Origin of the sequence: Paraburkholderia rhizosphaerae (assembly GCF_004366595.1) — a bacterium.
GTDB lineage: Bacteria > Pseudomonadota > Gammaproteobacteria > Burkholderiales > Burkholderiaceae > Paraburkholderia > Paraburkholderia rhizosphaerae.
In genome coordinates, this window is record NZ_SORE01000003.1 from 361,948 (window position 1) to 383,267 (window position 21,320).

Annotated in this window: 21 protein-coding genes; 1 reads left to right on the plus strand and 20 read right to left on the minus strand. The window is 63.1% G+C overall.

Features of this window, described 5'->3' with window-relative positions; genetic code table 11:
• Nucleotides 1-66: 66 nt before the first annotated feature.
• The 13 genes from BX592_RS05680 to BX592_RS05740 all read right to left on the minus strand — a co-directional run bounded on the left by BX592_RS05680 (nt 67) and on the right by BX592_RS05740 (nt 13,931).
• Nucleotides 67-1,419 (minus strand): sigma-54-dependent transcriptional regulator, encoded by a 1,353-nt coding sequence (locus BX592_RS05680; protein ID WP_208327851.1) that lies wholly within the window; start codon nt 1,417-1,419, stop codon nt 67-69.
• 18 nt (nt 1,420-1,437) lie between these two features.
• A complete protein-coding gene (locus BX592_RS05685; protein ID WP_134190678.1) occupies nt 1,438-3,459 on the minus strand; it encodes a sensor histidine kinase in 2,022 nt (673 codons plus the stop codon).
• Nucleotides 3,460-3,462: 3 nt separating this feature from the next.
• Nucleotides 3,463-4,743 (minus strand): dicarboxylate/amino acid:cation symporter, encoded by a 1,281-nt coding sequence (locus BX592_RS05690; protein WP_134190679.1) that lies wholly within the window; start codon nt 4,741-4,743, stop codon nt 3,463-3,465.
• Nucleotides 4,744-5,106: 363 nt separating this feature from the next.
• Nucleotides 5,107-6,174 carry an ABC transporter ATP-binding protein gene (locus BX592_RS05695; protein WP_134190680.1) on the minus strand — a complete coding sequence of 356 codons (1,068 nt, stop codon included), beginning with the start codon at nt 6,172-6,174 and terminating at the stop codon, nt 5,107-5,109.
• Between the two features lie 34 nt (nt 6,175-6,208).
• Nucleotides 6,209-7,009 carry an ABC transporter permease gene (locus BX592_RS05700; RefSeq protein ID WP_134190681.1) on the minus strand — a complete coding sequence of 267 codons (801 nt, stop codon included), beginning with the start codon at nt 7,007-7,009 and terminating at the stop codon, nt 6,209-6,211.
• Nucleotides 7,006-7,944 (minus strand): ABC transporter permease, encoded by a 939-nt coding sequence (locus BX592_RS05705; RefSeq protein ID WP_134190682.1) that lies wholly within the window; start codon nt 7,942-7,944, stop codon nt 7,006-7,008. The genes BX592_RS05700 and BX592_RS05705 overlap by 4 nt, the downstream gene beginning before the upstream one ends.
• Before the next feature lie 72 nt (nt 7,945-8,016).
• A complete protein-coding gene (locus tag BX592_RS05710; protein ID WP_134190683.1) occupies nt 8,017-9,129 on the minus strand; it encodes an ABC transporter substrate-binding protein in 1,113 nt (370 codons plus the stop codon).
• A 91-nt stretch (nt 9,130-9,220) separates the two neighbouring features.
• Nucleotides 9,221-9,985, minus strand: a complete 765-nt coding sequence (ugpQ, locus tag BX592_RS05715) for a glycerophosphodiester phosphodiesterase (RefSeq protein ID WP_134190684.1) — start codon at nt 9,983-9,985, stop codon at nt 9,221-9,223.
• Between the two features lie 554 nt (nt 9,986-10,539).
• Entirely contained in the window at nt 10,540-11,064 is a 525-nt protein-coding gene (locus BX592_RS05720; protein ID WP_134190685.1) for a helix-turn-helix transcriptional regulator, read from the minus strand.
• Nucleotides 11,065-11,066: 2 nt separating this feature from the next.
• Nucleotides 11,067-11,348 carry a hypothetical protein gene (locus tag BX592_RS34305; RefSeq protein ID WP_134190686.1) on the minus strand — a complete coding sequence of 94 codons (282 nt, stop codon included), beginning with the start codon at nt 11,346-11,348 and terminating at the stop codon, nt 11,067-11,069.
• Between the two features lie 301 nt (nt 11,349-11,649).
• Nucleotides 11,650-12,654 (minus strand): lipoyl synthase, encoded by a 1,005-nt coding sequence (lipA, locus tag BX592_RS05730; RefSeq protein ID WP_134190687.1) that lies wholly within the window; start codon nt 12,652-12,654, stop codon nt 11,650-11,652.
• Nucleotides 12,655-12,667: 13 nt separating this feature from the next.
• Complete coding sequence (lipB, locus tag BX592_RS05735) at nt 12,668-13,486, minus strand: lipoyl(octanoyl) transferase LipB (protein WP_134190688.1); 819 nt, start codon at nt 13,484-13,486, stop codon at nt 12,668-12,670.
• Between the two features lie 118 nt (nt 13,487-13,604).
• On the minus strand, nt 13,605-13,931 hold the full coding sequence (locus tag BX592_RS05740; RefSeq protein WP_134190689.1) for a DUF2917 domain-containing protein: 327 nt from the start codon (nt 13,929-13,931) through the stop codon (nt 13,605-13,607).
• A gap of 98 nt (nt 13,932-14,029) precedes the next feature.
• Here BX592_RS05740 and BX592_RS05745 point away from each other — a divergent pair, with 98 nt between their 5' ends.
• Complete coding sequence (locus BX592_RS05745) at nt 14,030-15,049, plus strand: transcriptional regulator GcvA (protein WP_134190690.1); 1,020 nt, start codon at nt 14,030-14,032, stop codon at nt 15,047-15,049.
• A 45-nt stretch (nt 15,050-15,094) separates the two neighbouring features.
• Here BX592_RS05745 and BX592_RS05750 read toward each other — a convergent pair whose 3' ends face one another.
• From BX592_RS05750 to BX592_RS05780, 7 genes are all read right to left on the minus strand, one after another.
• The gene (locus BX592_RS05750) at nt 15,095-15,364 is read right to left on the minus strand and encodes a DUF493 family protein (RefSeq protein WP_134190691.1); all 270 of its coding nucleotides are present in this window, start codon (nt 15,362-15,364) and stop codon (nt 15,095-15,097) included.
• An 88-nt stretch (nt 15,365-15,452) separates the two neighbouring features.
• A complete protein-coding gene (locus BX592_RS05755) occupies nt 15,453-16,673 on the minus strand; it encodes a D-alanyl-D-alanine carboxypeptidase family protein (protein ID WP_134190692.1) in 1,221 nt (406 codons plus the stop codon).
• 485 nt (nt 16,674-17,158) lie between these two features.
• Nucleotides 17,159-17,785: an alpha/beta hydrolase gene (locus tag BX592_RS05760; RefSeq protein ID WP_134190693.1), complete on the minus strand. Its 627-nt coding sequence runs from the start codon at nt 17,783-17,785 to the stop codon at nt 17,159-17,161.
• A gap of 66 nt (nt 17,786-17,851) precedes the next feature.
• Nucleotides 17,852-18,175, minus strand: a complete 324-nt coding sequence (locus BX592_RS05765; protein WP_134190760.1) for a (2Fe-2S) ferredoxin domain-containing protein — start codon at nt 18,173-18,175, stop codon at nt 17,852-17,854.
• A gap of 260 nt (nt 18,176-18,435) precedes the next feature.
• Nucleotides 18,436-19,605: a VanZ family protein gene (locus BX592_RS05770; RefSeq protein WP_134190694.1), complete on the minus strand. Its 1,170-nt coding sequence runs from the start codon at nt 19,603-19,605 to the stop codon at nt 18,436-18,438.
• 31 nt (nt 19,606-19,636) lie between these two features.
• On the minus strand, nt 19,637-20,278 hold the full coding sequence (locus tag BX592_RS05775; RefSeq protein WP_134190695.1) for an ABC-type transport auxiliary lipoprotein family protein: 642 nt from the start codon (nt 20,276-20,278) through the stop codon (nt 19,637-19,639).
• Between the two features lie 18 nt (nt 20,279-20,296).
• Nucleotides 20,297-21,313 (minus strand): MlaD family protein, encoded by a 1,017-nt coding sequence (locus BX592_RS05780; protein WP_134190696.1) that lies wholly within the window; start codon nt 21,311-21,313, stop codon nt 20,297-20,299.
• Nucleotides 21,314-21,320: the final 7 nt, after the last annotated feature.

A 21,320-nucleotide genomic window follows, 5' to 3' on the forward strand; every position in this document is an offset into this window, starting at 1 on the left:
CGCACCAGCCGAACCTGTCACGCACCGCGCCGGGATCGGATCACCCATCCATGACGGCGCACGCCGTCATGCGCGGTCCCCGTCTCCGCGCGCGACAAGCCCATATCGTTTGATCTTTTCGTACAACGTCGCCTTACCTAATTGCAGCCGGTCGGCCGCGACCGCGACCGCGCCGCCCGCCTGCTCGAGTGCTTCGGCGATCACCGCGCGCTCGAACTGTTCGACGCGTTCCTTGAGCGGCTGCGTCTGACCGTCGTCGGCCGATGTCGCAACCGTATCGTCGACAATACCCAGTACGAACCGATCGGCCGCATTGCGCAACTCGCGCACATTGCCCGGCCACTCTCGCTGCATCAGGCCCGTGCGTTGCCGGTCGGTCAGGATCGGCGCGGGCCGCTGGTAGCGCACCGCGGCGTCGAGCAGGAAGTGTTCGAAAAGCGGCACGATATCCTCGCGGCGCTCAGACAGCGGCGGCAATCCGATCGTCACAACATTCAACCGGTACAGCAGATCGCGCCGGAACGTGCCGGCCGCGACGTGGTCTGTCATATCGCCCTTCGCCGCGGCGACGATACGGCAGTCGACACGAATCGGCTGGTTCGAGCCGAGCCGTTCAAGCACGCCATCCTGAAGCACGCGCAACAGCTTCACCTGCAGCGCCAGCGGCATACTCTCGATCTCATCGAGAAACAGCGTGCCGCCCGACGCATGTTCGAGCTTGCCGATACGCCGTTTCGCCGCGCCGGTGAATGCGCCCGGCTCGTAGCCGAACATCTCCGACTCGAACATCTGTTCGGGCAGCGCGCCGCAATTGACCGCGATAAACGGCTTGTCGCGTCGCGGCGACAACTCGTGCAGGCTGCGCGCAATCAGTTCCTTGCCCGCGCCCGTGTCGCCGTTGATCAGCACCGACGCGTCGGTTGGCGCGACGTTCGCGATCAGGCGGCGCACCTGCTCGATCGCCGGACTGCGGCCGATGATGCGTGGCGCGACCGAACTCTGCTCCGCCAGCTCGCGGCGCAATGCGAGATTCTCGAGCAACAGCGTGCGACGCTCGAGCGCGCGCCGCACCGTCTCGACGAGCCGCTCAGACGCAAATGGCTTTTCAATGAAGTCGTACGCGCCGTCGCGCATCGCCTGCACCGCCATTGAAATGTCGCCGTGCCCGGTGACGAGAATCACCGGCACATCCGGCGCGCGCTCGCGGCACTGAGCGAGCAGTTCGAGTCCGCTCGCACCCGGCAGCCGGATATCGCTGACCACCACACCCGCGAAGTCGCGGTCGATCAGCTTCAACGCCGGTTCCGCGGCTGCATGCCCCATTACTTCGAAGCCCGCGAGCTGCAAGCTCTGCACGCTCGCGCGCCGCACGAGCTCGTCGTCTTCGACGTACAGCACCTGGATACTTTTGTTCACCATGATTGTCGCTACGTCAATTCACGTACCCGCGGCGAGCGGATCACCGACCTGCGCGCGGGCGCGGCGCAGCGTCAGCGCGAAGACCGCGCCCCCATCCGGCGCGTTGCGCGCGACCAGCGATCCGCCGCAATCGCGTGCAATCGACGAAGAGATCGCAAGGCCCAGCCCAAGCCCCTGGCCCATCTCCTTCGTCGTGAAAAACGGTTCGAACAGATGCGGCAGCACGTCGGGCGGAATGCCCGGGCCGTTGTCGCGAACCGTGATGGTCAGCGTCGCATCGGATGCCTCCATGTCGATCGCGATGCGTGGCGCGGACAGGCCCGCGACCGCATCGAGCGCATTGCCGAGCAGGTTGATCAACACCTGTTCGAGCCGCAGGTCGTCGCAATTGGCCAGCAATTCCGCATGTTCGGCGTCGACGTCGAAGCGCTCGCGAACCGGGCGTGCCGCGGTCGCATCGAACACCGACAGGTCGACCGTCACGCCCTGCAAACGCTTTTGAAGCAACGCGAGCACATTGCGCAACGCGCGCGCGACCTGCGTGCGCGCATTGCGCGGCCGTGCCCGGCCGACGAACAGCTTCAGCTGATTGGTGATCTTGCCCATGCGCTCCGTGAGCGCGGCGATCGCTTCGAGATTTTCATGTGCGGCAGCGTGATCGCCGCGTTCGAGGAATACGCGCGTGTTGTCCGAGAAGCTGCGCAATGCGGCAAGCGGCTGGTTGAGTTCGTGTGTGATGCCTGCCGCCATCTGCCCAAGCGCGGCGAGCTTGCTGGCCTGGATCAGTTCGTCGTGTGCGGCGCGCAGCTCCTGTTCGGCGCGCGCTCGTTCGCGTACTTCGTTTTTCAGCTGCTCATTGGCTTGCGACAAGTCCGCGGTCCGCTCGGCAACGCGCTGGTTCAGTTCCGCATAGGCTTTTTGCAGCAGCGTGCGGCTGCGCATCACTTCGCGCACGCGCGCCCGGCGCATGCGCCAGTAGAACAGCAGCAGACACAGCGACACATAGCCGAACCCGGTGACGATCGTCGCATAGCGCGCGTCCGCATTCACCGGATCGACGGGCGACATCGTGATCAGATGCCAGTCCGGTTCGCCGAGCGCGCGGCTCGACGCGAGAAAACGCGGCGCATAGCGGCCGCCGCCGATGCGCACGATCTGAGCGCTGTCGTTCAGCTTGCGTTCAACCGTCAGCGGCAGCGGCGCGATCGGCTGCTGCGCGTACTGGCGCGTCTGCCGGATCGAGTCGATCACGTCAGTCGAAAGCGGGCGCACCGTGTGGTACTTCCACGCGGGCACCGACGACAGAAAGATCACGCCGTGATCGTCGGTCACGATCAGCGGCTCGGACGCATCCGCGCCCTGAAACCATTCGAGATTCAGCTTGACGACCGCGACGCCGACGATCTTTCCGTCGAGCTTCACCGGTTGCGAAATGAAATAGCCGGGATCGTGCGACGTTGTGCCGATGCCGAAGAAACGGCCGACGCGGCCTTGCACCGCATCGACAAAATACGGCCGGAACAGATATTCGACGCCGACGAAGCTATCCGGGTCGAGCCAGTTGCTCGCCGCCACGCAGATGCCGTCGGAATTGATGATGTACGTGACGTTCGCGCGCGCCTTGCGGTTCAGGTCTTCAAGGTAGCGGTTTGCGCGTGCGACGTTCGCCGGGTTCGGATCGACCACGACGTCCTGCACGATCGGGTGCTGGGCAAGCAGATACGGCAGCGACTCATAGCGTTCGAGCGTGCTTCTGAGCGCGCTCGTCGTGCGGTCCGCGCGGGCGGCCGCGTTGACGCGCAGCGCTTCGATGCCGCGCTGCCAGCTGATCGACCAGGTCAGGCCGCACGCCGCCACGAGCCCGGCGACGAGCGCGAAGAAAACGAGCAGGCGGCGCGTCACGATGGCGGAGTCAAGGCGATGGGGATCATCTATTGTGGCACATTGCGACGCGCCGTCTTCGTCCGGCGCTCGCGCATGACACATCTGCCAGGCGGGCGCCGGTGGCGCCGCTACGCGTCGCGGCGCCCTGGGTTCCATCGCTTAGACTTCAGCTGCTTCGCTGACCGACACATCGCGCTGCATCACCGCGCGCAGCTTCGAGCGGTCAAGTTCGCGTTCCCACGCGGACACCACCACCGTCGCGACACCGTTACCGACAATGTTCGTCAGCGCGCGGCATTCGCTCATGAAGCGGTCGATACCGAGAATCAGCACCATGCCCGACAGCGGAATCGTCGGTACCACGGCGAGCGTCGCGGCGAGCGTGATAAAACCCGCGCCGGTCACCCCGCTCGCGCCCTTCGACGTCAGCATCGTGACGGCGAGCAGCGTCAGCTGTTGCGCGAGCGTGAGATCGGTGTTGGTTGCCTGCGCGATGAACAGCACCGCCATCGTCATGTAGATGTTGGTGCCATCGAGATTGAACGAGTAGCCGGTCGGTACCACGAGACCCACCACCGAGCGCGAGCAGCCGAGGTTCTCGAGCTTCAGCATCAACTGCGGCAGCGCGGCTTCCGACGAACTCGTGCCGAGCACGATCAGCATCTCTTCCTTGATGTACGCAACGAAGCGGAAGATGTTGAAGCCGACCACGCGCGCGATGATGCCGAGCACCACGATCACGAACACCGCCGAGGTCAGGTAGAACGTGCCGATCAGCTTGAGCAGCGGCAGCAGCGAGCCGATGCCGTACTTGCCGATGGTGAATGCCATCGCGCCGAACGCGCCGATCGGTGCGAGCTTCGTGATGATCTTCACGACGCCGAACAGCACGTGCGAAATGCCTTCGATGAAATTGGTGACCACCTTGCCGCGCTCGCCAATCGTCGCGAGCACGCTGCCGAACAGCAGCGCGACCAGCAGGATCTGCAGGATTTCACCTTGCGCGAAGGCCGACGAGATCGTGTCCGGAATGATGTGCAGCAGGAAGTCGACGGTCGACTGGCCGTGCGCCTTCGCCGCGTACGACGCGACCGCCTTGCCGTCGAGCGTCGACGGATCGATGTTGAAGCCGACGCCCGGCTTCAGCACGTGCGTCGCGATCAGGCCCAGCACGAGCGCGAAAGTCGACACGATTTCAAAGTACAGCAGCGCCTTGCCGCCGACGCGCCCCACCTTCTTCATGTCCTGCATGCCGGCGATGCCGGTCACGACCGTACAGAAGATGATCGGGCCGATCACCATCTTGATCAGCTTGATGAACGCATCGCCAAGCGGCTTCATGTCGACGGCGAACGCGGGTGAGTAGTGTCCCAGCACAATGCCGATGATGATCGCGGCGATCACCTGGACGTAGAGGATTTTGTAGAAGGGCTTCTTCACGATGTGGTTCCTGCGATGGAGTGAGCGACTGGCTCGCCATGCTGCGCAATGCGGACGTGGGTTCGTACGCCTGTGCGCGGTGACAAGCCGCTACAAGACGACGATTTCAGAAGTACCAGGACAGGAATTCAGGCATCGTGTCTCCTTGCTTTATTTGTGAGCGGCGCCGTGGCGGGTCCGCGCACCGATCGATTGCAAGGTCAATGCCAACTCGCGATGCGGGACTGTGCTTTGATTTACAAGGCTATTTTTCACCCGAACGGGTGAGCGCGTCCGATTTTCCGGAAATCCGGAATCGAGATGTCGGACATTCCAGAATGTGAACGTAAGGTAAAACCCTGGCCGCGCCGACGCGCGCCATGCTCAGGCGCCTTCTTCGAGCACCAGCAGGTTGTCGTGAGAAAAGCCGAGCGCGACCGGTTGTCCCCGTTCAGGCAGCACGCGGTTCGGGTCGTTGAACAGGTCGAGCGAAATGACCGCGTCGTTGACCCGAGTCCGGATTCGCACTACCGCACCCAGAAAACTCACCTCTTCGACAGTCGCCCGCAGCGTATTGCGGCCAATCGCCGGCGCTTCCAGCACGATCGCTTCTGGCCGTAACGCAAGCAGCCGTTTCTTGCCAGCGTCATCGGGAGCGAGGCTTCGGGTGGTCGTGAGTTCCTGGCCGTCCACGGCCATTCTGCCGGTAGCGGGATCGACGACGTGCCCGGACAGAATATTCAGCGTGCCGACAAACGACGCGACAAAACGTGTGCGCGGAAAGTTGTAGATCTCGAGCGGCGTGCCGACCTGTTCGATGCGCCCTTCGTTCATCACCGCGATGCGGTCGGAAATCGACAGCGCCTCTTCCTGATCGTGCGTGACGAAGATCGACGTAATGCCCAGTTCGCGTTGCAATGCACGAATGTCCTGTCGAAGCGAAATGCGGATCTTCGCGTCAAGCGCCGATAGCGGTTCATCGAGCAATAGCACCTGCGGCTTGGACGCGAGCGCGCGCGCCAGTGCGACGCGCTGCTGCTGACCGCCGGATAGCTGCCACGGGTAACGATCGCCGAGCGACGGCAGCTTGATCAGTTCCAGCATCTCATCGACACGCTTGCGAATCGCGTGCGGCGGCTGGTGAGCGATGCGCAGGCCAAAGCCGATATTGTCCGCGACCGTCATATTCGGAAACAGCGCGTACGACTGGAACACCATGCCGACGTTGCGCTGCCGCGTGCGCAGATGCGTAACGTCGCGCCCGTCGATGCGGATCGCGCCACGCGTCGGCGTTTCGAAGCCGGCGATCATCCGCAGCACGGTCGTTTTGCCACAGCCGGACGGGCCCAGAAACGTAATGAACTCGCCGCGCTCGATCTGCATGTCGAATCGATGCAGCGCGGTGTTCGACCCGAAGGTCTTGTGCAGATTGTCGATTTCGAGGAAGGCCATAAGCGGATGCCTCAATCCATGCGTCGTCAGTGCGTCAGGTTTTTTGCGGCGTCATCGCGCGCGCCGAGCCGAATAGCTGGATCAAACCCATCGATGCCCACGTCACCGCAAAGGCGATGATCGCGAGCGCCGACGGCTCATACGCGCGATTCGCGCCGATCAGCTGCAGGTAAGGCCCGAACGCGGGCCGATCGAGCAGGCTAGCAATGGTGAATTCACCGATTACCACCGCGAACGTCAGGAACGCGCCCGACAGGATGCCGGAGCGGATATTCGGGAAGATCACCTTGAACAGAATGGTCGGCCAGCTCGCGCCGAGGCACTCAGCGGCCTCCGTCAGCGAGCGGATGTCGACCGCGCGCAGGCCCGCATCGACCGCGCGATACATGTACGGCAGCGACAATGTCACGTAGCCGAACACGAGCAGCAGGTCGGTCGCGCGCTCATTGCTGGTGAGCGGCAGGATCGAACTGCTGTTGTAGATGCGCAGATAGCCGAACACAATTACGATCGCCGGGATCACAAGCGGCAGCAGCGTAATGAACTCGACGATGCCGCGCAGTTTCGGCAAGCGTAGCTGCACCCAGTAGGCGGTCGGCACGACCAGCAGCACACCGACGACGATCGTCAGCACCGCCATCAGCATCGAGTAGCCGAACGAGGCCTGAAAATTCGGATCGGACAACACGACGCGGTAGGCGTCGAAGCTGTAGGTGCCACGGCGCATCCGCAAGCTGAACTCGAAGGTCGCAATGAGCGGAATCACGAAATACAGCGCACCGACGATCATCGCGGTCCATGCGCCAACCCGTGACTGACGCGACGGATGTTTCATCGACGCCCCCTTTCGGCACGCGAACGCAGCCAGATATAACCGCCGTTCGACAGCCCCGTCACGACGATCATGCCGAACGCGAGCGCGTACCCGAGGTTCGGGTTGTGCATCACGTCGCCGCGAATCTGCGCGAACAGCAGGATCGTCACGATATTGAGCGAGCTGCCGGTCAGCGCATACGCGGTCGCGACCGCACCGAATGAATTCGCGAAAAGCAGCAGCGTCGCGCCGAGTACCGCTGGCCACAGCACCGGCAACGCGACGTAGCGCCAATACTGGTACGCGGTGCCGCCGAGACAATCGCACGCTTCGCGCCACTCCCGCTTCAGCCCATCGAGCGCCGGCGTCACGATCAGCACCATCAATGGAATCTGGAAATACAGGTAGGTCAGCGTGAGTCCCCAGAAGCTCAAAATACTGAAACCCGTCGCGTACAGATTGATACCCGCGTACTGCTTGAGCAGCATCGTGACGAGCCCGACGCGACCGAGCGTGCAGATAAACGCGAACGCAAGCGGCACGCCGGCGAAATTCGAGGCGACGCCTGAGAACGTCATCAGCGTGGGCCGGATCCAGCCGGGTAGCCGTCCCTGCACCGCCGCCCACGCGAGCAGTGAACCGAACAGCGCGCCGCCCGCCGCCGATGCCGCGCTCACCTTGAAGCTGATCCAGTACGCGTCGAGCACGCCCTGCTGGAACAGGCCGCCGAAGTTCGCGAGCGTAAAGCGGCCGTCTGCGTCCTGGAACGCGCCGATCATCAGGAACGCGGTCGGCACGATCAGAAACAGTAGCGCGAACACAAAAAACGGCAACACGCCAATCCATGTCCAGAGCGCCGCGCCGCGCGCCGGTCCGTCGACCTGCGGCGCGGGCGTCGGCACCGGCGGCACCCGCAGATCCGCGTCGCCGCGCCCGGCGTCCGATGATGCATTCATAGGCCACACACCTCGCGCAGATGCAGCGGAGCCGGCGTGCTTGCACGGCTGGGCCCCGCCGCACACATCCGTTTATTTGACGTTGGCGCCGACGACTGCGTCCCAGTGCTTCGTCACCGCTTCCTTCGTCGCGTCCTGCTGCGGCAGCGTCGGGAACACCGCGTTCTTGTACGCCGTCGCGGGCGGCAGCTTGTCGAGCAGCGCCTGCGGCACCTTCTTCGCGGCGACCAACTCGTTATAGCGCATCGGATGGCAGTAGCCGGCAAGCCAGCCGAGCTGACCTTCATCCGAGTACAGATATTCCATCCACAGCTTCGCGGCGTTCGGATGCGGCGCGTAGGCGCTGATCGCCTGCACGTATACGCCAGCGACGACGCCCGTCTTCGGCACGACCACCTGCACCTTCGGATTGCCCTTGAGCGTGTCGCGGTCGGCGAGCGCGTTGTAATCCCAGCGCACGATGATCGGCGTCGTGCCCTGCGCGAGCGACGCCGCTTTGCCGATCACCGGCACGAAGTTGCCGCTTTTGTTGAGATCCGCGAAGTACTTGAGGCCCGCCTGGTCCGCCTTGCTTGCATCGCCTTTCGCCGCTGACAGCCCAGCCGCGTACACGCCCTGGATGGCCTGATTCGCCGAGCGCGGATCGCCGGCCAGCGCAACTGCATTCTTGTATTCGGGCTTTTGCAGGTCCGGCCAATCGGTCGGCACCTTGTCGATCATGTCGCCGTTCACCTCGAACGCGAGCACACCGTAGTAGTCCCCGTACCAGTAGCCTTCGGCATCCTTCGACGAATCCGGAATCGACTTCCACGTCGACACCCTGTACGGCTGCAGCAGTCCCGCAGCCTTCGCCGACGGCCCGAACGACAGACCCACGTCGATCACGTCCGGCGCTTGCGGCCCCTTGTTGCCCTTGTTCGCCTTGATCGCTTCGATTTCATCGCCGGAACCGGCGTCCGGGTTCAGCTCGTTGACCTTGATCCCGTATTTCTTCTGGAAGTCGGCGATCATCGGGCCATAACCGCACCAGTCGTGCGGCAGCGCGATCACCGTCAACTGGCCCTCCTGCTTCGCGGCGGCGATCAGCGCGTCGGGCGGCGCGGCGATGGCAGCGCCGGCCGCGGTCATCGCCGCAACGGCTGCCGCCGGAAGTGACAGCAAACAACGTGAGCGGGTCGAACTCATGTTTTTCTCCGTACTTTGTCGAAAATGTGCTGCACTTTAAAAGCTTGTTGTTGACTTTGTACTTTCTATATCGGCGCCCGGCTCGACGCGTTCAGGACAACGCGTCATCATCGATCAGATCGAGGCGATCCGTGCAAATCATGTCGACACCCCAGTGCGCGAGCTGGCGCGCACGCGCGGGGTCGTTCACCGTGTACGCGAGTACTCGCAACCCGGCAGCGCGAATCTCGCCAACGAGGGACTGTGTCAGACGCTTGTGATCCGCGTGCAGCGACACGCATTGCAGTTCGTGCACGATGCGCGGCCAGTCGTCCGGCACCGCCTCGAACAGCATGCCGCGCGGTAGCGCCGGTGCTGCGTCGCGCGCCGCGGCCAATGCCTGGCTGGAAAACGACGACAACAGCGGCGTTTGCGAACGCCATAGCGCAAGCGCCGCGGTAGCGACGAGTTCGCCGGTCAGCGCGTCGCGCCCGGCGCAAGGCTTGATTTCGATATTGGCGGCAAGACCGTCGCGCTCACAACGGGCGGCCGCATCGGCAAGCGTCGGCAGGCGTTCACCCGCGAAGCGGCGATCGAACCACGAACCGGCATCGAGCGCGGACAGTTGCGACCATGTGTGCGTCGCTGCCGCGCCGCGCCCATTGGTCGTGCGACCGAGCGAGTCGTCGTGCAGCAGAAACGTCTGATTGTCAGCGGACAGCTTTGCGTCGAATTCGACCATCCGGTAACCGTACTGCACGCACGCATCGAAACCTGCGAGCGTATTCTCGGGCGCGAGCTTGCCGCCGCAGCGGTGCGCGACAAGCCGTGGATACGGCCAAACGGCGGATTGGGCGGCGTCGATTCCGTTTCCCATTGTGTGTTCGCGAAGATCGATTCGATGCCGGTTGATCAGTCGATGCGGATTGATCGGATGAGACTCGATTTTCTTCTTGTAGACGGCTGACAGGCGCCGTCTTCCCTACGGAGACAGCCATATCGGCGCGCGTCCCTGTCCTGCTCTGCTTACGACCTTTACTGTGCGGCGAACGCGTGGATCGTTGCCCGATGCGAATTTTGAGGATTCGCGAAGATTTCGGTGCACCGTCGACGCGGCGTTGCGGAATCCGTTTCGTTAACGTGCGAAGGCTAAAGTCAAAAGACCAAACTTGCAAGCTTCCAAAAAAGTACGCGTGTGCGCGCACACGATCGGCCGATTTGTCATTGCCGCGACATGCAATTTCGATAGCTCGCCGTTCGCGCGACGCGCAAGCCAACCCGTGTGCATCGGCGCGGATCTTTGCGTGTCGCGCCAAACAATCAGGCAAGACACACTGAAAAGGCCGGTCATTGAATTGCGTCTCCCACCATCGGGAAGAAAGCTGGGCCGGATGACTGCGCTTACGCGGCAAGATCAAACGGCCGCATGTGCTACGCGACCAGCATGCGAACTTCCCGCTGCATGCGCGGTGTCATCTGGCGCACCTCCTTGGCCAGATTGATTTGCATTGCGGTAGACGCAACCTCGACCAGACTCTGCTCAAGGTTGTAATGCCCCTTCGCCTGCAGCCACGCGAGGATATCTGCTAAATGCCATACCGTCGTAGTGCCCTCATGGACGGGCGTCGGAAAACTCGTTGCGTGGGTGATCATCAGCTTGCGCATGTTTTGGCGTGTCACGCCGACCGCTTGCGCAGCATCGGTGAGGCCGACGAAATCGGGCGCCGCCTCAATCAGCTTGGCTGACGGAACCGCCGTCTTGACGCTCGCCAGCGCACTAACGAGCGCTTCTTCGGCAGACCTCGCCTTGCGCGTAAATTCAAGCGCGATGCGCCCTGGCTGCCCGATGCCGACCAGTGCGTCGTCGCATCCGGCCGCGCCCAGCCGCTCAACGAGCTCGTTCATATCGGTGTCGGTTTCCGACAGCTGGTACTTCAGCGTAAAAATGTACTCCATGGCTACTCCTTGTGCGCTACCTGCCTTGCGACAGACCGGTGCCTCGTGTGCGTCGTGCAGTTGTCGACAACCCGCATCAAAGCGTTTGCGTGATTGCCTGAGCTACGCGGCGTACGCCAGACACAGGTAATGCAAAATTCTCCGCAACGACATTCGTCGTCTTTGTACGGACAGTAGAGCTTTCCCCAGGCGTGAGCTCCACCAACGTCTACCCGCCAGCCGTGAGCTTCGGCGTGCCTGAGTGCTTGCTCGATTTCCTTCTTTGGATGAACTGAACGCGACATGCTGACCTCAAGCTTAAAGAGTTTTCGACAGGTTGTCAAAAGACAACTTTATTGAGATGCAGCATTTTTTAGCGGTCGATCTCGGTCCGCCAATTTCGAAGAATGCAAAAGGATCCATGAATGCCCTCGCACCGTGTTCAAAGAACAAGCATCGTGCCGAGCAAGCGATGTCACATCAATATGCCAAACGATGTAGTCCAAACTATTCTGTACCTACGCATCTGTCGGTGATCGAAATAAAAAAAGCCCGCCTGGTTGGCGGGCTTTTGCATCGATCTATCTGAACCAAAACGCAGCGTCTTCAGACCACTCCGGCTCCGTGCGCCTGAACATCGGCGTGGTAACTCGATCGCACCATCGCACCGACGGCGGCATGGGTGAACCCCATCTTGTACGCCTCTTCCTCGTACATCTTGAACGTGTCGGGATGCACGTATGCGCGCACCGGCAAGTGGTGTTCGGAGGGTTGGAGGTATTGGCCGATCGTCAGCATATCGACGTCGTGCGCGCGCAAGTCGCGCATCACCTGCAAAATTTCTTCCTCCATTTCACCAAGACCCACCATCAACCCGGACTTCGTCGCGACATCCGGATGCAGCGCCTTGAAATCCTTCAGCAACTTCAGCGAGTGCGCATAGTCCGAGCCCGGACGCGCCTCTTTGTACAGACGCGGCACGGTCTCCAGATTGTGGTTCATCACGTCGGGCGGCGCCGCGTTCAGAATGCCGAGCGCGCGATCGAGGCGTCCGCGGAAGTCCGGCGTCAAAATCTCGATGCGCGTGTCGGGCGACAATTCGCGCGTTTTCTGGATGCACTCGACGAAATGCGCGGCACCACCGTCGCGCAGGTCATCGCGATCCACGCTGGTGATCACCACGTACTTCAATTTCAACGCAGCGATCGTGCGCGCGAGGTTGAGCGGTTCATCCGCATCGAGCGGATCCGGCCGGCCGTGCCCGACATCGCAAAACGGACAGCGGCGCGTGCACTTGTCGCCCATGATCATGAACGTCGCGGTGCCCTTGCCGAAGCACTCGCCGATATTCGGGCAACTCGCTTCCTCACACACCGTGTGCAGGTTGTGCTCACGCAAAATCTGCTTGATCTCATAGAAGCGCGAATTGCCGGTGGCCGCTTTCACGCGAATCCAGTCCGGCTTCTTCAGCTTTTCGATCGGAACGATCTTGATTGGGATACGCGCAGTCTTGGCCTGCGCTTTCTGCTTGGCGGTGGCGTCATACGCGGTGGGAGCCGCGGCGGTGTCAGAGGTGGGATGACCTGCGAGGTTCGCGGTAGCGTCAGTCATTCGTTCGTTCCAGTCAGGCGGCGGCACCGGCCTGTGATTGGGCGGCGGCTTGCGAAACGCCGTCGATGTTTGCAGTGAGGCGTGCGGCCAGCGTACCGGCCACGTCGTTCCAGTCGGCATTCGCGCCGAGTGTAGCCATATCTACCGTTTCGAGCCCGGCGTAGCCGCACGGATTGATCGCGAGAAACGGCTGCAAATTCATGTTCACGTTCAGGCTGACGCCGTGATAACTGCAGCCATTGCGGATTTTGAGGCCCAACGCGGCGATTTTCGCGCCGGCGTGCGTCTCGAAGGCTTCCGCTGGACCCGGCGCAACATAGATGCCGGGCGCGCCCGCCTTGCGTTCTCCGGCCAGATTATACGCTGCGAGCGTTTCGATCACGGCCTGCTCGATCCGGTTGACCAGTTCCCGCACCATCAGCTTTCGTCGGCGCAAATCCAGCAAAAGGTAAGCGACGATCTGCCCAGGGCCGTGGAAGGTGATCTGCCCGCCGCGGTCGACCTTGACGAGCGGAATGCCACTGTCCGCCGCCAGCAGATGCGCGGGGTCGCCGGCCTGGCCGAGCGTAAAAACCGGCGGATGCTCGACGAGCCAGATTTCGTCAGCGGTTTCAGCCGTGCGCGCGTCGGTGAACGCGCGCATCGCATCGAAACTCATCTGATAGGGCTCGACACCGCGCCAGCGCAGGAGGATTGGGGGTGTTGAAGCAGGCGCGCCGACCGCCTCGGCATGCGCAACCGAGGTCGCAACGATGGGCGTTTCAGACAGCGCCGTCGCGGCTCGGGTGGAGTCGGACAGCGCGACGGGCGGGGTAACCGGCGTGGCACACATGATTGCGCAAGTTTACCGAAATCTTGCGTGCCTCGCCGGCAATGGTTCGATCGACGAACCGCGCGGATCGGGATGGATTTGCTCGACGCTCAGCCGTCACACGAGTCAGACACGCCGGTCATACGGTGCGCCAGCCGCCGCGCAGACGCGCCCCGAGCCGCTCGCCGACTCGCGCAAACCAGTTGATCGCCCGCTCGTCAGGCCGCTTCGGCACATAGAAAACGACATAGGCCTGCGCACCGCGTTCGACACTGAGCCACAGCCGTTCGCCACGACGCAAGCGCAGCGTTTTGCCCGGTTCGAGCCAATAATCGTTGACGTCGTCGCTGCGTGTTACCCAGATCGCGCCACCGTGCACCGACAGCCGCGTACTGGCCGTCACACGTAGCGGCACGGTCTCGCCAGCGCGAACTTCAAATCGGATGCTAGAGGAAATTTCTCGCATGACACCCTCACAAAGGAATGTTTCTGACTAGAATCCTAGTCTTGGCAAGGGTTTGCACCAAACGATCATTTTTCACGGCTTTGTGAGAAAAATTGGCAATGGATCTTCGGGACCTGCCGTCGCTGAACGCCATCAAGGCTTTCGAAGCCGCCGCGCGGCACGAGAGTTTCTCGCGCGCCGCCGACGAACTGTTTGTCACGCACGGCGCGGTGAGCCATCAGGTTCGCGCGCTGGAAGCGGAACTCGGTGTCACGCTATTTGCGCGCGACGGCAAGCGCCTTCATTTGACTGACGTCGGCCGGCGCTACGCGGCACGCGTTCGCACGGCGCTGGTCGGGCTCGCCGAAGCCACCCGTGACATTCGCGCGAGCGAGCGGGACCGGCGGCTGGTCGTCTCGATTCTGTCGTCGTTCGCCGCGCGCTGGATTACGCCGCGCGTCGGCAGCTTCATCGAAGAGCACCCGGAGTGGGATCTCGAACTGCAGACCAGCAACCAGCTGGTGGACTTCGCACGCGACGACGTCGATGTCGCGATCCGGTTCGGTTACGGCCGATATCCGGGGCTGCAGGTCGAGCAGCTGCTCGAAGAGGTGTTCTTCCCGGCCTGCGCGCCCAGTTTCAACGGCGGCAAGCTGCCCCAAACACCCGCCGACCTGGCTAATGTGCCGCTGCTGCGCTCGGACGACCAGTTGTGGAAGCGCTGGTTCGATGCGGCAGGGCTGCTGGACTGGCCCGAACCGAAACGCGGCGTGTTGTATCAGGATTCGTCGAATCTGCTGCAGGCAGCCCTGGACGGTCAGGGCATCGTGCTCGCACGGCGCGCGCTCGCGACGCACGAAATAGCCGCGGGACGGCTCGTGCGGCTATTCGATATCGATGGCCCGAGCCCGTGGCAGTACTTTTTCGTCTGCGCGCCGCAGATGCGGCATGCGCCGCGCGTCGAAGCGTTTCATGACTGGATTTTCAACGAAGCGGCACGTTTCAAGGCCGAACTCGAGCAAGTCTGCTCGAACGGGCGGAACGGACCGATGCAGGGACGAACGCAGCGCCAGACACAGCCTCGCAACGCAGCGCGCACAAAAGACGATGCGCCGGACCCATTGCAGGCCGGCGATTGAAACTGAAGCATCGCTCGAAGGCGCGATGCCGCTGTCGAGCGAAAACTACAGAACGACCTTCACCATCGGATGACCGGTAAGCGCCCGATAAATATCATCGAGGTGCGCACGATTCTGCGCGCGCACGGTCACCGTCAAACCGGTGTAGTTGCCGCCGCTCGACGGACGCGTCTCAATGCGTGCCGCGTCGAACTCGCTATCGAACTGCAGGATCACCGCAGTGATCGTCGCGGCAAACTCGGGGTGCGATTTGCCCATCACCTTGATCGGGAAATCGCAGGGAAAATCAATCAACGACTCGTTTTCGGAACTCATACCATCGCCTCTTTGCGGCAAACCGCGCGCGTACCGACCGGCACGCGCGCGGTACTTGAAACGGACAGCCGCCGCTGCGCTCGCAGGCTTATTTCTTCTTGTTGAACATCAGCATCAGCGAATCCCACACACGCCCGACGATACCCGCTTGCGGCACCGCCTGCAGCGCGACGATCGGGAATTGTGTAAGCGTCTTGCCATCCGACACGAACTTCGCGGTGCCGATCTGCTGGCCGGCCGCGATCGGCGCGATCAGCGGATCGGCATGCTCGACTTGCGGCTTCAGTTTATCGCCGAGGCCCTTGGGCACCGTGATGTACTGATCAGTCGTCACACCGAGCTTGACCGTGTCCTGCGTGCCCTTGTACACATGCGGCGTTTCGATCACCTGGCCGGCCTTGTACAGCCGCACCACGTCGTACGCGCTGTAGCCGTAGTTCAGCATCTTCAGGCTGTCCTGCACGCGGTCGTGTTCCTTCGGCTCGCCCATCATCACGGTGACGAGGCGGCGCGACGCATCCGGCGCGCCCGGCACCGGACGCTTCGCGGTTGCGATCAGGCAGTAGCCGGCTGCCTGCGTGTGGCCGGTCTTCAAGCCATCGACGGTCGGATCGAGCCACAGCAAGCGGTTGCGGTTCGGCTGCTTGATCTTGTTGTACGTGAAATCCTTCACCGAGAAGATGTTGTAGTAGTCCGGATAATCGCGAATCAGGCGCGTCGACAGCAACGCGAGATCGCCGGCAGTCGTGTAGTGCTGCGCGTCGGGCATACCGTTCACGTCGGCGTAATGCGTGTTCTTCATGCCGAGCTTCTGCGCCTGCGCGTTCATCATCGCGACGAACTGCGTTTCCGTGCCGCCGACCAGTTCCGCCAGTGCGATGGCCGCGTCGTTACCCGACTGGACGATCATCCCGTACACCAGATCGTGCACGGTTACCGGCTTGTTCGCTTCGATGAACATCCGCGATTCGTCGTTGCGCACGCGGCGCACCGCCACGCTCGGCATCACCGTCTGATCCATCGAGATCTTCTTCGTGTCCAGCGCCTGGAACACGAGGTACGCGGTCATCAGCTTCGTCAGCGACGCAGGTTCGACACGCTCATCCGGATTGCCCGACGCCAGCACCTGATTGCTGGTCGCATCGACGAGGACCCACGAACGCGCGTTCACCGCAGGCGGCGGCACTTGCGCAAACGCGGTGCTCGCGACGAGCGTTGCAGGCAGCACGACGCCGAGCGTCACCGCGCGGCTGATAGATTGGGGAACGAAAGACGCGAGTGACGGGAAGCCGGAATTCGAGAAGCGCATAGGATGGGTTCGGGCAGAAATGAGCATTCACGCGTGAGCGGCGCGCAGTACGCGGAAACCGGCGAGCGCACGTCGCACCGCGCCGTGCGCATCCGCATGAGGGCAGCCATGAGGACAGCGGCAAGGACAGCGCGGCGCTTTTTGGACTGCCGGTCACACGATCGGTTCGCGCAGCGCGCGTCGCATCCGCAGCGGCGCGAACGGGATCGATGCGGGTTCGATGCATGATCATTGCGCGATGCCTGCTACGGAAAGGGCGCGCTGCGCCCAAAAAAAGAGCGCTCATTATACGCGCCGCCAGACCACATTTTTCCAGCCTGGCCCTGCTTTTGCCGCGATTTTCTTGCGCCGGTGTTGTGTCCACGCACCGTGAGCGGCCGTGTGAACCGATGCGGCATTGCGCGTGAATCCGCGCGTCGCGGCGCCCGGCGACTGTGCGACAACCGTGCGACAACTGAGCGGAAACTGCGTGAACCGCACGAAGCTCACCGCCAGGCGTCGACGATGATCCGCTTCAGAATGTGGAGCTTGCGATGCAGAAAATGCTCGGCGTCCGGAATCACGACAACCGGCAGTTCCTGTGGTGTCGCCCAGTCGAACACCGATTGAATCGGCACGGTTTCGTCTTTTTCGCCGTGAATCACAAGCGTCGTATCGGGCACCGGTGCGACGTCCCAGCGGCTCGCCGCGGTGCCGACGAACACGATGCGCTCGATCTCGCGCCCTTCTTCACGCAGTTGCGCAGCGACATGCGAAAGCACGAAAGTGCCAAACGAAAATCCGGCGAGCACGAGCGGCAGGTCAGCCTGACCCGGCTGCGCGCGCATGTAGTCGAGCACCGCGCGCAGGTCATCGCGCTCGCCGATGCCATTGTCGTGCTCGCCCTCGGTCGCACCGACACCGCGAAAATTCGAGCGGTACGTCACGTATTTCAATTGCACCAGCGTGCGCGCGAGGGTTTGCGCGACCTTGTTGTCCATCGAGCCGCCGAACAGCGGATGCGGATGGGCGATCAGTGCGATGCCGCGCGGTTCACCGTCGGGCAGATCGAGCGCGACCTCGATCTTGCCCACCGGGCCGTCGATCAAGAATTTTTGCGTATGAGCATTCATTGGCGCCGCTTCCGGGTCAATTTGACGGATCGATTGATGGGTTGATGATTCGACTGGCTGATCGATTTACTGATCGATCTTCAGACGCTCGACCACTTTGCCGTTCACGAGGTGCGAGTCGATGATTTCGTCGATGTCGGTCGAATCGACATACGTGTACCACGTTCCTTCCGGATAAATCACGACGGTCGGGCCTTCTTCACAGCGATCGAGACACCCGGACTTATTGATGCGCACCTTGCCGGGCCCAGCAAGCCCCAGCTGTTTGACGCGCTTTTTTGCGTATTCCTGCATTTCCTGCGCATTGCAGTTCGCGCAGCACGGCCGCGCCGCACCGGGTTCCCGCTGGTTCAGGCAAAAGAAGACGTGATACTTGAAAAATGAATCCATCGGCGTAGGCGGCAAGGCGAAATGGTTTTGAAAGTACGGACTTCGCAGACCATGATGCAGGCTCGAAGCGCGTGCAAGCGACAGCGCTTGCGTTTCGATCCAGTCGATTATAACGACCGCTTCCATCAGCCGCTGATGCGGCTTGCACGCGCGCTTCACACGCGCCTCACCTCCGATGGGGCGTTGCCCGGCTCACCCCAGGCGCTGTCCGCTTGCTTCCCCCGCTTGCTTCTCCCAGTTACGTCCGTCCGTTCCACCCCTCAGTTGCGCTGGCTACCGCTGCTACGTCGCCGCGTGAGCCATGCGCGCTCCGCCGAAAACGCCAGCCACACGAGCGCCGCATAAGGCCATGTCCACGCAAGCCAGCGCGCAAGCCCGTTGAAGTGCAGATAACGGCCCTGGCGCCAATCGGCGAGCACGACATCGAAGTACGGATTCACCGGCAGCAAATTGACGAATACCAGTGCGGTAATCAGCGCGACGGCCGCGAGCGTCGCACGCCATGCGACCGGCAACGCCAGTGCGAGCAGCACCGCAGCCGTGCCGCACGCAAGTCCGATCAACGCACCGGGCGTTGCCCAATCGAATGCGAGGCCGCTTTGCGATTGCAGAAAAGTGGCGCCCGCCTTGACCGCGAGCGTCGCCACGATGAACGCCACCAGCAGAAGACGGCGCGGCGCCCGGCCGCGCATCGGCAGCGACGCGAGCGCGCCGGCCGCCAGCAGATTGAGCGCGGTGATCAGCGCCTCCCAGCCATCGTCGGGCAGCCACGCGGACACGAGCCCCGGCCACGACGGCACGCGCCACGCATCGGGCGTCCAGGCCAGCAGCGTCTCCTGCATGCCCGCGTCGAAGCGCAGCCAGAGCGTGTGCGGCCAATCGCCCATGCCAAACAGACGCGGCGACGGAAACATCGTGGCAAACGGCCACAGCGCAGCGATCCCGATGATTGCCGTGCTATCGCGTTCGAACCACAGGAAGCGGATGCGTCGCAATATGCCGCGGTCGAGCAACGCGCCGGTGGCCGGCGACATCAGGACCGCGCCCAGCAGCGCGCCGAGCGCATTGGCCGCCAGATCGAGATTCGATGCGATGCGCGTCGGCAGATACGTCTGCCCCGCTTCCATCAGCGCCGACAGCAGCGCGCCGGATGCGAACCCGAGCCCCACCGCCAGCGCGCCACGCACGCGCGGATAAACGGCCAGCACGACCAGCGCGCCGAACGGCACATAGCCGAGCACATTCGTGACGACGTCGAAAAGCGTCAGGTACTGCGGCAGCGGATCGGTGAGGTACGCAAGCGGTCCGAGTCCGAGCGAACGCCAGCCGTAAAACGGATACCACGAACCGTAGACGATCAGCGCCCCATAGAGCGCGAGCGCCTGCCTCGCAAACGCCGAAGGACGCCGCTGCCACGGCTTGTCAGTCATGCAATGCTCCGCGGCGCATGCGGCGCGTCGGTCATTGCGCGGCGACGACCGCCTGCACGCCGAGCCATGCGGTGATCTGCGAAACGATGTCGTCGGTTGCCGCCGCAATCGCCCGCGCGCCGCCGGCTGCATCCGGTGTGCTCGCCGGCACGCGCGCGACGAATGTGTGCTGGCCGATGACCTTACCCTGGAACGAGAGGGTCGCGCGCGCCGTCACGGCGCCGTGGCTTTGCGCCTGAGCGTCGAAGTCCTGTTCGAACTGTTCGAGATCGACCCGCAGCACCGGCGCGCGCACGCCGTCGCCGCCGGAGAGCACCGTGCCGCGCGCCGACAGCGCATTGCGCAGCCGTTGCGTCAGCAACTGCGCGGGCGGCATCGTCCAGTGGCTATTCGCATACGCCGCCGTGCGCTGCGCATCGGCGAAACTCAGCCGGTAGATCAGACGGTCGGAGCCGAGTGTCTCGGGCGCGGTAACGTCGAGCATCTTGATGGCCGGCAGCGGCCCCGCGTTCGGCACCGGAGCGGGCGGCCCGAGGTCGTAGCGGACTTCCGACATCGCCTGCGACGAACTGCTCGCGCATCCGCCCAGCAGCGTGGCGACGGCGAACGCCACGGTCAGCACCGGAACAAGCAGCGCACCGGACGGTATGAGGCGGTTGATCGTGCGTGACATGTGCGTGTTCCTTTCAGATCATTTTTGCGTGACCGTACCCGGGGTAGCCGCGGCACCCGCAATACCCGCAGGACGCTCGGCAGCCGACGCATCCGGCCACGAGAAGCCCGGCTCCCCCGGCCCCGGCGCCTGGCGCGGCGCGCCGAACAGAATGCTGCGCGGGCTGTCGCTAAACGTGGTCGCGGCCCGGTCGACCGAACGCACTGCCGTGCGCACATCGTCGGCCAGCGAATTGACCTTCGGCAGCGTGTCATAGCCGACCCGCGCGGACATCTCCTGCAATGACGTGTTCATCGCGGTCAACGCATCGCCGGCCTGCTGCGCCGCCGTGCCCACCTTGTTCAGATTGGTTTCGAGCGGACCGTTCGCGCGATTCAGGCTCGACACCAACTGGTTCGTCGACGCGAGCGTCGCGTTCAGCTGGTCGACCGTGTGCGGCAGCTTGCCCGCGGCCGGCGCCATTTGCTGCGTCAGCGACGTGACGCCGTCGGCCGCCTGCTGCAGGCTGGCCACGGTCGCAATCATCTGCTTGCGATTTTCCGGAGACAGCAGGTCGTCGACATCCGACGCGACGCGCTCGAGCTCACGCAGCAGCATATCGCCGCGTTTTTGCAGCTGATCGAACAGGCCCGGATGCAACGGCAATTGCGCGACGGCTTTCGGGGACGAAGGCAGCGGCTCCTGGTTCTTGCCCGTATCGTCGAGCTGCACGAACGCGATGCCCGTCACGCCCTGCAGCGCGAGCGTGCCGAAGGTCGAATGCGTGATCGGCGCGCGATGATCGACCACAATGCGGATGATGATCTGCCCAGAATGATTCGGATCGAACTTCAGCGATTGCACCTTGCCGACGTCGAGCCCGCGAAAGCGCACCGCCGCGTCCGGATAGAGGCCCGTCACATTGGTGCGCGCAATCAGGTCATAAGGCACGCGCTCCGACCGGTCGACGTTGAACAGAAACACCGCCGCCGCGATCGCCAACGCCAGCGCCACGGTAAACAGCCCGGCCCAGAATGCGTGCGATTTGTTTTCCATCGTCAGG